This is a genomic window from Puniceicoccus vermicola (genome assembly GCF_014230055.1).
Lineage (GTDB): Bacteria > Verrucomicrobiota > Verrucomicrobiia > Opitutales > Puniceicoccaceae > Puniceicoccus > Puniceicoccus vermicola.
Genome location: NZ_JACHVA010000102.1, coordinates 96,668 through 109,376 on the forward strand (window position 1 = coordinate 96,668; position 12,709 = coordinate 109,376).

Sequence of the window (12,709 nt, forward strand, 5' to 3'; positions counted from 1 at the left end):
ACGATGAAACACGCAACCTGTCTCTCCTTCCTCGGAACCGGCTCGGACGTCGGAAAAAGCTTTGTCGTCGCGGGAATCTGTCGAGCCCTCAAGAACCGAGGCTTCTCCGTCGCCCCGTTCAAGGCGCAAAACATGTCCAACAACTCCTTCGTCACTTTAGACGGCTTGGAAATGGGACGGGCACAAGTAGTTCAGGCGGAAGCCTCGGGAATCGAACCGGAGGTCGATATGAACCCGGTCCTCCTCAAACCGTCGGGAGACTGCCGCTCGCAAGTCGTCCTCCAGGGAAAGGTCGTTGGCTCACGCCATGCGAAGGATTATTACAAGCAAACGGATGCCCTCTTTGCCAAGGCGATGGAGTCGCTGAACCGACTCCGTGAGCGTCACGATGTCATCGTCATGGAGGGGGCGGGCTCTTGCTCAGAGGTCAACCTACGGAGTCGAGATATCGTTAACTTCCGACCTGCCCATGAAACGGATGCCCCGGTCATCCTCATCGCCGACATCGACCGCGGCGGGGTATTTGCTCAAATCGTCGGGACCCTCGAAGTAATTCCCCCTGAAGATCGAGCCCGCATCGCCGGAATCCTCATCAATCGCTTCCGGGGGGACATTTCTCTCTTCGAAGACGGAGTGCGTTGGATCGAGGAGCGGACGGGACTCCCAGTTCTCGGAGTCATCTCCTACAACCGCGAGATACTCATCGACTCCGAAGACGGAATGGATGTGCAGACCCAGATCAATCCCTCCGGCGCTCTGGACCCCGACAAGATCAACATCGCGACCATACTTTTTCCCCGTATCTCGAATCACACGGACCTCGCCGCGCTCCAATGTGAACCGGGCGTGGAGGTTCATTTTCTGACCCGTCCCAAGTCCCTCGTCGGCTATGACCTCCTCATCCTTCCCGGTTCCAAAAACGTGCGCAGTGATCTTGAGTGGATGAGGAAGAATGGCTGGGAAGAAAGGATCAACGCCTTCGCACAGTCTGGAGGAAGTATTGGCGGAATCTGCGGTGGTTACCAAATGATGGGCCAATCCATCCAAGACCCTCACGGGGTCGAAGGATCTCCCGGAGCTGAGTCGGGACTCGGCTTACTCCCCACCGAAACGGTTCTCGCTCCCGAGAAGCGACTGACCCGCAACCACGGCACCTGGATTGGCAACCGTCGCCCGGTCCATGGATACGAGATTCATATGGGCCGCACCCGTAGTTCTTCCGAAGAACTGCGACCCGCAATTGCATGGAGCGCCGAGAGCGCGACCGCGGAGGCCAATTCCGACGGCCTGTCGACGCCCGATGGCAAAATCTGGGGCACCTATCTGCACGGGCTCTTCGACTCTGGACCCTTTCGGCAAGAGTTCCTTTCCAATCTTCGTCCCGACTGGCAGCCTCCCGCTCAGCAGAACCCCTTACACCTCGCTCCTGGGGAAGACTTCGAGAATTTCAAAGCCCGGCAATACGACCGCCTCGGAGACCATATCGAGAAATGCATCGATGTGGAGAAACTCATCGCAATCGGAAAACTTCACTGTGAAATCTGCTGAGCCAGAAGCAAAAATGCCGGCCTCCCACGCCCACGGGGGAAAGCCCGGAAATCTCTTCGCGCGCTATGGCCTTGCCGAGAGAGATGTCGTGGATCTCAGCGTCAACCTGAACCCTCTCGGGATCCCTGACTCCATTCGAAAGGCTTGGCCTCAACTCATCGAATCCCTAACTCCCTACCCGTCCTCTGACGGGGAAGGAATCCGCCGTTTTTACCAAGAACGCTTCGCGCTCAGCCCGGACAGAATTCTACCCGGAAACGGTTCGATCGAATTGATGTATGCGGCCACACAAACGCTCCGCCCCCGCCGCACCTTGATCCTCACCCCCTCTTTCCACGACTATGAGCAAGCCGTGAGGACGAGCGGCGGAGAGGTGCTTCCCATTCCGCGCAACCTCGAAGAACCCGTTGACGAGTTCCTGACCGGCGAGTGCTTCCAGAAGGCGCTGACTACGGTGGACTCGGTTTTTCTCGGAAGCCCAAATAATCCCGACGGGCAAGCGGTCCCCCGCGAAACGCTTCTGCATGTGTGCCGATCCAATCCCGACACTTTGTTTTTTGTCGATCAGGCTTTTGTTCAATTTCTCGATGAGGAACGCTACTCCCTCCTTCGAAACGACAGCCTTCTCCCCAATCTGATCGTTTTCTCCTCCCTAACCAAATTCTATGCCCTCGCCGGCCTCCGCCTCGGCGCAGTGATCGCCGTCCCCAGTATTATTCAAAAATTGCAGCGCCAACGCCCCCCATGGCTGGTCAATGGGCTTGCCGAACGCTGTGCGCAAATCCTCCTCGAGGATCGCGACTACGAAAGCCGGACTCATCAATGGCTCCGCACCGCCTGCACTTCCTTCGACCGTAAGATCGCTCGGATCCCCAGTGTACATTCCTACCCTTCTCAAACGAATTTCCGTCTCCTTCGCCTAACGTCTCCTGATCGCTACGATTCCGTGCTTCGAGAACTCCTGCAAAGAGGCTTTCACGTGCGTTGCTGCCGAAACTTCGAAGGGCTATCGGAAGGGCACTTTCGAATCTGTCTCGACACTCCCGAGCGTAACCAAAAGTTCCTCCACGCCTTGAAATCGAGCCTTCAAGCTGCCCCTATCCCCTCATGACCGCGGTGTCCGCTACGATTCTTCTTGTCGCGATTTCTCTCGACCTGATCATTGGCGACCCGCGCTATCCCCTGCATCCGGTGCGGTTGATCGGGCATCTCATTCACCTTCTGGAAAAGATCCTTCGGCGCCTCGGACTCGATTCCTATATTGGAGGAGGTCTGCTACTCATCCTCTCCACGGTGATTCCGGTGTCGACTTGGAGCTCTCTGTATTTCCTATTCTCTGACATCAACTGGCTCCCCGAACTCTGGACGATATTCCTCGTCTACTCTTGTCTCGGGATGGGAGATCTCATTCGCCATGCCCGACCCATCGCAAAAGCACTAGAACGCCACGACCTCCCGCTTGCCCGAGAACGGGTTTCCTGGATCGTCGGCCGGGACGTTTCCCAGCTGTACGAATCCGGAATCGCCCGGGCCGCCATTGAGAGTGTTGCCGAAAACTTCGTCGATGCTTTCTTAGCTCCCGTTTTCTGGTTTGGCTGCGGAGCCATACTCTTCGCTCATACCGGTGGAGATCCTCTACTCGGAGGCGGTCTGGCGATTCTGGTCCACCGGGTTGCGAACACCCTCGACGCCATGGTCGGCTACCGCAATGAACGATACCGGAAGCTGGGATGCGCCTCCGCGCGCTGCGACGATCTCCTGAACTTTATTCCCGCCCGCCTTTCGATTCCGTTGATCAGCCTGGCCGCCCTTATCTCCGGAAATGATGCTCGAAAGGCCATACGGACCGGATGCCGGGACCGCAAAAACCACCCGTCACCGAATTCCGCCCATGGAGAGAGCACCGTCGCCGGGGCCCTCGACATTGCCCTCGGTGGACCAACCCCCTACCCATACGGAACTGTCGACAAACCATGGCTCAACGCCGAAGGCCATCCCGCGGAAGCGACCGACATTTCCAAAACGATGCGACTCACAACCGTGTCGGCAATCATCAGTGGAATCCTAATCGCCGGTATCCTCTGGATCACCTAGTCAAGAAAACTCCATCCGGCAAAATCAGTCCTCCGTTTGTGTGGAGGGCGAAAGCGACTATGCTCTCCCCATGGAAAGACGTAAATTCCTGCAATCCATTCTGGCAGGAACCGGACTCATCGCCCTACGCCCTCGTTCGCTCTTTGCTTCCGAAGCGTATCAAAATTTGATCACCCGCCTCATCCCTAGTAGCGGGGGCAAGCTGCCTGTCATCGGGATGGGAACCTGGATCACCTTCAACGTCGGCCCGATCCCTTCGCTCATCCAGACACGAATAGAGATCTTGAAAGAGTTTTTCGCCCACGGAGGTGCCATGATCGACTCCTCTCCCATGTACGGCTCGGCCGAAAAAGTGGTGGGTCAATGCCTCGAAAATCTCGGCACCCCCAAGAACCTGTTTTCAGCGACGAAAGTCTGGACCTCTTCGACCGATGATGGGTTGAAACAAGTGCGTGACTCGATGCGGCTATGGGGAGAGCCACGGCTCGACCTCGAACAAGTCCACAACCTCGTAAACTGGCAAGGTCATCTAAAAACCCTCAGAAGGCTTAAAGATGAAGGCACCATTCGCTATGTGGGAATCACCACTTCTCATGGCCGACGCCACAACGAAATTGAGACGATCATGAAGAATGAACCTCTCGATTTCATTCAACTGACCTACAATATTCAGCGCCGCGAAGCCGAAGAGCGCCTCCTTCCTCTCGCACAAGAGAGGGGGATCGCCGTCATCGCCAACCGACCCTTCGGCGGCGGTGCCCTCATCAATCAGGTTCAGCGCCAAGGAAACCTCCCTCCATGGGCGAAAGAAGTCGGAGTCCGCAACTGGGCGGAGTTTTTACTCAAGTTCATTGTCTCCCACCCCGCGATAACCTGCGCCATTCCCGCCACCTCAAAAGTGTCCCACATGCGAGAAAATATGGGCGCCTGCTACGGGCCTCTCCCGGACCCATCGCAACGCGAGCGGATGGCGCGATACGTCGCAGACCTGTGATTTCCGAGCTCCAGACCTACGCTCTCTCGGATTTCATTCCCTTCTCCCGAGAGGTCTACGAATCGCTAATTGCCTACTACAATGAGCAGATCTGGCCCCTTCAAATTCTGTTTCTCGCGGTAGCGGCCGTCCTTCTCATTTCTATCGCCGTTCGCTCCAAGCGAAACTTCCTCCTCCCCGGAATCTTTCTCGCCTTTGCCTGGTGGTGGACGGGCCTCGTCTACCTCCAACAATATCTGCTTCAGATCCTACCCCAAGCGCAATGGGCCTCGGCCCTCTTTGTCATCCAAGGAACTGCCTGCCTGATCCCCGCCCTCGGCCCCGGCAATCTGCAGATCACCCGCCAGAATTCCCCACGATTCTGGACCGGATGCGGACTTTACGCTCTCGCCAGCATTCTTCCCATCGGGATCCTTCTCGGCAATCCCTTCAATGCGACCACCCTATGGGGATGGGGGCCAACCGAAACCGCCCTTGGAACTTTGGGAATCCTCCTCATCACTCAGGGATCCCCAATCCGGTGGCTTCTCGTCATCATCCCGATCGTCTGGCTCGTCTTCACCGCCGTCCTTCATCTCGGCCTACAACTGCACCCGTGAAAGACCGGGCTACCACTGTCCCGTTCGAGCCCAAGTGCGGAAATGCACGAACTGCTCGGGATTCAACCAACTCTCCTCCGTATAGGAGTCACCCAGCTTCTCGAAGAGTTGTTCCGCCAATTTGCGATCACGGCCCAAGGTTGCCAGTCGGGCCGACGAAGAGAGGAGTTCGAGAGATTCCGGATAATCCTCCAGCAGATCATGGAGACCCTCCTGCGCCGGAGGCCACTGCGCCCCGGAGTCCCGAAAGATATTTCCATAAAATCCCACCAGGTTGAAAAGGATCCGCACGTAGGCTTCTTTCCCAAACTCGCCGCGGGAATTCGCAATCTCTAAAGCGTAGGCCTCCCAATCTCCCTCCTCGCCATTCCAACGCGGCAGGAGAGAATAGGCGCGTTGCACATAAAAACCCCAATAATCTGGAAACTTTTCTTCGAGTAGCGCCATAAGCTCAGCATATTCGGAGGGAGACCAACCTTGCCCGAGAGCAACCCGGAGCATGACCATACCTGCGTAAGGATCCTCCAAATCTTCATTGACCAGCGGGCCCACCCGACTGCGGGCAGCCGCCAGTAGCTGATAAAATTGCTTCCATTGGCGATTGCTCACCGTCCTCGAAAATCCCGAGCCTCGGACATACCACGCCCAGTCCGTCAAAAGTCGCCCGTAGGCAATCTTTGCCGTATCCGAATACGGCATTTCTTCCAGCCATCGATCCAACCGTTCGCTATCGAGAATCAACTGATCATCGCTCCTCCCGAAGCGATCCGCCAGCCCTTCATAGAACTGGGAAATTTGGAAGGAACCATCTCCGAAAACGGACCTACTCTCGCGGGCCTCTTGGGCTTGTTCTTCCAAAAACTCAAAATTCTCTTCCTCGAAAGCCGATCGGATATCGGCCCGGTAGAGCCGAATCTCGCGCTGAACAGGCCCCAGCCGCTGCTCCAGCAAAGCAGCCTCCCTTCGCTCATTCGCATCAATATGCTCGACCGGACCGCCTCGATTTCCATGCGAGGACTCCAAGGCCCGATCCGGATCGCGGCCCGGATGATTCTCGAAATCAGAGCGATCGTCCCTGCAGGCACAGAGCAGAAGGATGGTCATAAAAGGGAGAAATCGGGTCAGGGCAGACATCATACTCAATAACCCTAACAAATAGGTACGGGAGAGAAAGTCTTATTTTAGAGCGCCCTCAGCGGGGCAACTCCAGTGGGGAAAATTTTGAAACAAACCGATTCCTATTTCGTCCTTTCGGCATCCATGAAAGGTCGGCAGGGCCCGACCAGGTTTCAAACCGGCTCAAAAGTCAGAATAACCCTTCTCAAAAAAACGGGCCACATATCTGCATAAGAGTAACTTCACCCCCATGCAGATATGTGGCCCGAAGAACCAGAGTGATGTTTTGCCGATGAACCGCCTCTCCCACACCCCTCTCAGGGAAACGACTCTACCCCCCCGGGTATCCTCGTCTGCAGAAATGGAAGAGGCGGCAAATCAGGCAAAACAACCTCAAAACATGAACAACAATAACTATCTTCTACAAATCAAACCAAGAAGATATGTAACAGCTATTTTGATACCAATTTAGTCAGAATCAAAAAAAACTACAATAAAACGCCTTCAACTACGGGAAGGCTAGCCGCGGCGACGGCCTGCCCGTGTCGTTTCATTTTCTCATCCGGCATCGAGATGGAAATCTTGCGCGCTAATTGAGGAAACTCGGTCTCGAGAACCTTCTCCGCATGCGCCTGCATAACTTGACCACCCTCACCGGAGGTCACTCGCCCCACCATGATCAATTTCTCGATATCATAGAAATCAGCGTAATGAGCAACCGAATACCCAAGATAGACCCCGAGCGTGCGATAGACTGCAGCCGCCCGATCGTCCCCTTTTTCCATGCATTCCTGGACACGGACTAAACGATCCGGCAGAGAAGTTCCTTCCTTCACCGGAATTCCGGTTTCGGGCAGAAGTCGTCCGACTCCCTGCTGCGAAAGATACTGCACCCCGCACCCTCGATCGCCACTCCACTCATCGGTCGGGGCGATCTTGCGATAATCGACCGGAACAAATGCAAGCTCGTTCAACCATCCGGTGATTCTTCCAGAACGATCCACATAACCCGCTGCTTCACTGGTGCCAAACGAAAGACCCAAAACCCGATTTCGCCCGAGAGAGATGGCGCCGGCCAGAGCCGTCACATCGCCATCGTTCGCAACCACGAAAGGGATCCCGCCCCACTTTTTCTGGAGCTCATGAAAGACAGGACGAACCTTCGCCTCAAAGTCCTTTTTCGCAACACCCCGAAACAACGAGCCAAGGCGAGGCTCATTATCGATATAGACTCCCGCCGCGCTTCCGCCAATCGCATCCACCCGGGGCAAATGGCGGGCCGCCCGCTCAAGACTATCGGCGATCCCCTCCAAATGATAATTCGGATCTGTCTGAAAATACGGATCCCACGCTACCTCCTCAGAGAAAACCACCTCGCCATCAATCAGGGCCGCACATTTGCGGTCACTTCCACCGAGATCGAATCCGATCCGACAACCTCCACGGACCCGACTCACTGAAGAGGGAGATTCCTGATCGTTCCCCGAGACCAAGAGATTGGAAGACACCTCAAAGGGCTCCCGAAATACCGACATCCCCATGAACTCTGCATCAAAAGCTCTCTCTCCTCCGGGAGAGTAACACGCCTTCAAACGCTCCATAATTTCTGGAGCGCCCGCAATGCGAATCCGGCTTCCGCCCCAGATCCACAACAAGGACTTCACGAGTCGCTCGCAGAAGCGCCAGTTCAATTCCCGAAACTTTTCCTCGTCCGGCAGAATCATTTCCGTCCGTTCATACGAGGTCTGGTCTGGGCGCGTAACCTGCAGGGTAACCATTCGCTTCCCGACACATTCGTCGACCAACCGACGAAACTCCCGGTTCCACAATGAAGCCGGCAAGAACTTCGTATCCAACTCGGGCTTAAACTTTGGCTCTACTATCAACATCTAATTTCCTATCGATTAAGGCTCCACTTTTTAAATCCCTCGATCGCCTCGTATTCCGGAAGGCCCAACTGATCGTAAACTTGCGCGGTGGAGTGATTCAGCTCACTCGCAACGTTCCAGGTATTCCCGGCACCATTTTTTGCAAGACTAGGAGACTGACTCCGCTGAGACTGATGCTGGTAAATGCCCTGAATTTTGTTCTCAAACTCGGAAGGAGAAAGCGGAACCGCCATATCAATTTCATGAGCCTCCCACTCTCCTCCCGGCCCACGATAGAGCCAGACATTGCAACTCGCACGCCATTCGGAATCGGAGGATTTCTCCATAGCATCCCGAAGAACCCCAAAGCAGAGAGCCGGAATCGAAAGGGGATCATGATTCTCACCCGTGACGAAAATCTGATGAGGCTGCACTTCTTCCAGCAAAGCATGCATTCGATTCACATCTTCCTCCCCGACATTGAAGCGACGATACCGCCCCTCCTCGTAAAACGGGAGGTCCAAAAAGGTAAGATGGTCCACGGTGAGCCCAAGCATGAGAGCCGAGGAGCGAACTTCACCCCGTCGAATCAACCCCTTCAAACGCCGGATTTCCGCGGTATCCAACCCAAATTGCCCCTTCTCTTCGAGCTGTCTCTGCACGCAGCGAGCAAATGAAACTTCTGCCTGATCTTCATGACCTTCGCCCAACTCGATAATCAACTCAATCGTTCGGCGGACTTCAGTATCGGGAACAGCAAGATTTCCAGAGGTCATATAAGCCACCGTGACCTCGTGCCCCTGATTCGCCAGACGGTGAAGCGTCCCTCCCATGCAGCTGACATCATCGAGCGGCTCCGGGCTCAAGACCAAGACCCGCTTCGGATACGGACTCGCACTCTCCGGGCGATTGGTATCATCGGCCCCGGGCTTACCTCCCGGCCACCCCGTAATGGTGTGCTGGGTCTGATTGAACAAATCGATATTCAGCTCGTAGGACGATCCCCTCTCAGTAAGCAGGTCCGCCATCCCATTCTCCGAATAATCCTCATCGACCAGCTTCAAGACAGGTTTCTGCACCTTCTGTGCGAGCCAAGTGACGGCCTTACGCACGAGAGAAGGACTCCACTCGACCGGACCGACCAGCCAAGGGTAGCGCACTCGCGTCAATTGACTTGCAGCGCCGCCGTCGACACAGAAAACACAATCTTTGTGCAGCTGAAGAAAACTGGCCGGAATGCTCGCACTCGGCTGCCCTTCGACGGATTCGGAAATCACGCCAGCCTTGGAATCCCCCCAAGCCAAGAGGTAAACCACCCGCGCATCGAGAATCGTCCCGACCCCCATGGTAATCGCGTGCCGCGGAACATTTTCCTCCCCCAGGAAGTCCCGGGCGGCATCCCGACGGGTCAAAGTATCCAGAGTCACCAACCGAGTTCTCGACTCCGGTCCTGAGCCTGGCTCATTGAACCCAATATGCCCGGTCCGCCCGATTCCAAGAATCTGGATATCGATGCCCCCAACCTCTTCAATCTTCTCCTCGTAGCGCCTGCAGGAGGCAAAAACGTCCTCCCGCTCCACAGTCCCATCCGGCACGTGGGTCTTCTCAGGATCCAGATCCACATGATCAAAAAGCTGATCCTGCATAAAACGGCGATAACTCTCGGGATGAGTTCCCTCGAGACCGTAATACTCGTCCAGATTGAACGTAACCACATTGGCAAAGCTCAGGCCCTCTTCGCGATGACGTCGAATCAGCTCCCGGTACAACCGCACCGGAGTCGACCCGGTCGCCAGACCGAGAACTGCTGACTTTCCCTGGGATTGCCGCTCGCGCAGCAAACGCTCAATGGCGTCAGCAACGAACCCACAAGCCCGGTCCGCATCCTCATAGATGTTCGTCGTGATCTGCTCTCTTTCGGTAAATTCGTTCATGGTCGTTCAGTGATTCCTACTATACCGAATCAAAAGGAATAAAAATTTGCCAATTACGGCAAATTTTTGACATATTCGGAAATTCGATCCTTAGAACGATGAATTTAGACACCTTTCCACGTTCCATACAGGAACCGGATAACCTCTATCGAGGACTCGACGCCCCCTACCGCCCGCGCACCCGCAACCTCATCGTTTTCCTTCGAAACCGCGACAAGAGTCTCCAACAGAACAACTTTTCCAATCAATCCCACCACCGCCACGTCTTGATGCTATCGATCGAGACCGCCGGATCCGTCATCGTCGACAGCACGGAGTTATCACTCAAACCGGGTCAAGGTCTTCTCGTTCGCCCCTTCCAGTTTCACCATTACATCAACTTGGAGAAAACTCGTCTCTGCTGGCTCTTCATCACCTTCGACCTAGGAGCTGGAGGGACCCAACTGCCCGGGCTCGACTATCGAGTTCTCAATCCCAAGCCCACCACCCTTCAACTCTGGTCCGATATCGCGAACACTTGGACCTCACCCGACTCGGCCAGACGGGCCACGGCTCTCCCCATGCTGGATCTCCTCCTCATGCAGCTGGTCCAAGAGAACCAGATCCGCCCGATCTCCACGCCGACCTCCGGAAAGTCCTCATGGATCACCCAGGTGGAGCAGCTGCTCATCCAATCGATCCACAACAACGGGTCCGTCGAGCAGATTGCCGAACAACTCAACCTCTCCGGACGACGCCTGCGAACTCTTTTCCAAGAACAAACGGGAGTCAGCCTCCGCCGCTACCGCGCCAACTACCAAGTCCACCGCGCCATGGAACTTATGAACGGCTCCTCCGACAACCTCAGCCAGATCGCCGAACGTTGCGGCTTCCATTCCCTCTCCGTTTTCACCCGCTTCATTCGTCGCGAAACCGGACTCACCCCGCGAGAGTTAAAGCGATCGCTCACTCCCCATTCCCCCGAGAGCCACCAGCCCAAAAAGGTGGAAAACTAGCCAACCCCGTCGGGTACGCCCCGCATTCTCCTTCCTCAGACTCATGGGAGTCTTCCTCATCTTCCGATAACCAAAAGCCTCATCATCGCCACATCTCATGACGCCAACGAACTGTCGGTCATCGAGCAAGGCTCGATGCTACGGCGGATCCGCTAGCATCGGCGCCTCGTCGATGACAGTTCCCCCAAAAAGAAGGGCCCTGAATCTTTCGATCCAGAGCCCTTCAATGATGATGACTTCCTGACTAGAACCTTGCGCCGAACTGAACTCCTAGGACGACGGCGTTATCGATATCGCCGGTGCCGCCCGGATTGATGATATACTGGACATCTGGTTGGGCATAAATGTAGTCGGTGATGGCAACCCGATATCCGGTTTCGAGCACCATTTCATTGTCCACACTCGCGCCCCCGGCGGCGACCAATTGATCCGAATAGTCGTCACTGAATTGACCATAGGTGAAGAACAGAACCGCTTGGTCATCGGGACGTCCGGGAAGCAGACCTTTGTAGTTGGCGCCCACACTGCTTTGAATTGGCACAATGGCGACTTCCTGCTGGGCGGTATAGGCGAAGGTTGCGAGAAGGACCAGTCCTTCATCACTCTCTTCCCTCTCCCGATAAACCTGATAATCCGTGCCCATGTAGAACCGGGTAAAAGCATCGGTCGTGCTGTCGGAATTGAACTCGTCGATGTCATATCCGAAGGTTTGGTTCACCCCCGCATAGAACCGGAAAGGTTTCCCGGCGAGCTCCGGCGTCCAATCATACTGAGTGAAGATCGAGACTCCGTCGTCACTGCCAATGTTCAAATCCACCCCATGCTTATCGGGATCAAACATATCCGGAGATAGTTGGAAAACCCCGACCTGAACTTTGCTATCCTGGGGAAGATTTACCCGAACGCGTCCACCCCAAACGGCATAAGGATAAGAGGTCATGACCCCGTCAAAGAGAACCGCCCGGATCTGCCCGTTCACCGCATTGTTCAGCGAATAGCCATAGTAAGGAGAACCGACAAAGTCATCGGTCGCCGTCATCCGCCCGCCTTTCACGGAGATATCCCCGTCCCGAAAGAGCTTTTCCAGCGTCACGTTGTAGAGGAAGATCGTCTGACCGCCGACCAGTTGCATGACGCTGTATTGGCTCCCGATCGCTTCGGTAAGATCGTCACCCTGTCGGTAGATTCCCGACACGACAAACTCGGTATCCTCCCAGCCGATCAACTTCTCGAGATCGAACTCCGCGCCGAAAAAGCTGTCACTCGCGAAATCACTGGTTTTCTCCAATCCACCGGAAACGTTCCCGGCATAAATGGCGTTAAAGTAAGCGAAGACCTCCACGCCTTCATCGACTAATTTCGAGCGATAGCCTCCCCAGTCACCCGTCAATCGGTCACTGTAAGGCTCGTCTTCGTAGGGATCATAATTCTCATAGCCCATCGAGGCCGAGGCCGCGAGAAGCAAAGCGGATAGGATTAGGGAACAAGTAGGTTTTGCATTCATGGGATATAGTAGGTTTTACGAGATATTTTGAGGGTCAGGGACAGCAGCCCCGGTGAA

10 protein-coding genes are annotated in these 12,709 nt (G+C 55.3%); 6 read left to right on the plus strand and 4 right to left on the minus strand.

The features are described 5' to 3' along the window. The first annotated feature begins 3 nt into the window (after positions 1-3). The 5 genes from H5P30_RS13965 to H5P30_RS13985 all read left to right on the plus strand — a co-directional run bounded on the left by H5P30_RS13965 (position 4) and on the right by H5P30_RS13985 (position 5,235). Positions 4-1,548, plus strand: a complete 1,545-nt coding sequence (locus H5P30_RS13965; protein WP_185693551.1) for a cobyric acid synthase — start codon at positions 4-6, stop codon at positions 1,546-1,548. After that, positions 1,535-2,659, plus strand: coding sequence for a threonine-phosphate decarboxylase CobD (gene cobD / locus H5P30_RS13970; RefSeq protein WP_185693552.1), 1,125 nt, complete (start codon positions 1,535-1,537; stop codon positions 2,657-2,659). Before H5P30_RS13965 ends, cobD begins: the two co-directional genes overlap by 14 nt. Further along, positions 2,656-3,642: an adenosylcobinamide-phosphate synthase CbiB gene (cbiB, locus tag H5P30_RS13975; protein ID WP_185693553.1), complete on the plus strand. Its 987-nt coding sequence runs from the start codon at positions 2,656-2,658 to the stop codon at positions 3,640-3,642. Before cobD ends, cbiB begins: the two co-directional genes overlap by 4 nt. 70 nt (positions 3,643-3,712) lie before the next feature. Then, on the plus strand, positions 3,713-4,636 hold the full coding sequence (locus H5P30_RS13980; protein WP_185693554.1) for an aldo/keto reductase: 924 nt from the start codon (positions 3,713-3,715) through the stop codon (positions 4,634-4,636). Beyond that, the gene (locus H5P30_RS13985; protein WP_185693555.1) at positions 4,633-5,235 is read left to right on the plus strand and encodes a DUF6064 family protein; all 603 of its coding nucleotides are present in this window, start codon (positions 4,633-4,635) and stop codon (positions 5,233-5,235) included. Before H5P30_RS13980 ends, H5P30_RS13985 begins: the two co-directional genes overlap by 4 nt. A 9-nt stretch (positions 5,236-5,244) precedes the next feature. Here the strand turns inward: H5P30_RS13985 and H5P30_RS13990 are convergent, their stop codons facing one another. From H5P30_RS13990 to nagB, 3 genes are all read right to left on the minus strand, one after another. Further along, the gene (locus H5P30_RS13990; RefSeq protein WP_185693556.1) at positions 5,245-6,339 is read right to left on the minus strand and encodes a DUF4034 domain-containing protein; all 1,095 of its coding nucleotides are present in this window, start codon (positions 6,337-6,339) and stop codon (positions 5,245-5,247) included. Positions 6,340-6,839: 500 nt separating this feature from the next. Then, positions 6,840-8,240, minus strand: coding sequence for an ROK family protein (locus H5P30_RS13995; RefSeq protein WP_185693557.1), 1,401 nt, complete (start codon positions 8,238-8,240; stop codon positions 6,840-6,842). An 8-nt stretch (positions 8,241-8,248) separates the two neighbouring features. Continuing rightward, positions 8,249-10,153: a glucosamine-6-phosphate deaminase gene (nagB, locus tag H5P30_RS14000; RefSeq protein ID WP_185693558.1), complete on the minus strand. Its 1,905-nt coding sequence runs from the start codon at positions 10,151-10,153 to the stop codon at positions 8,249-8,251. 98 nt (positions 10,154-10,251) lie between these two features. Between nagB and H5P30_RS14005 the strand changes: the two genes are divergently transcribed. Beyond that, positions 10,252-11,148, plus strand: a complete 897-nt coding sequence (locus H5P30_RS14005) for a helix-turn-helix domain-containing protein (protein ID WP_185693559.1) — start codon at positions 10,252-10,254, stop codon at positions 11,146-11,148. 244 nt (positions 11,149-11,392) lie between these two features. Here H5P30_RS14005 and H5P30_RS14010 read toward each other — a convergent pair whose 3' ends face one another. Continuing rightward, positions 11,393-12,652 (minus strand): carbohydrate porin, encoded by a 1,260-nt coding sequence (locus H5P30_RS14010; protein WP_185693560.1) that lies wholly within the window; start codon positions 12,650-12,652, stop codon positions 11,393-11,395. Positions 12,653-12,709 lie beyond the last annotated feature (57 nt).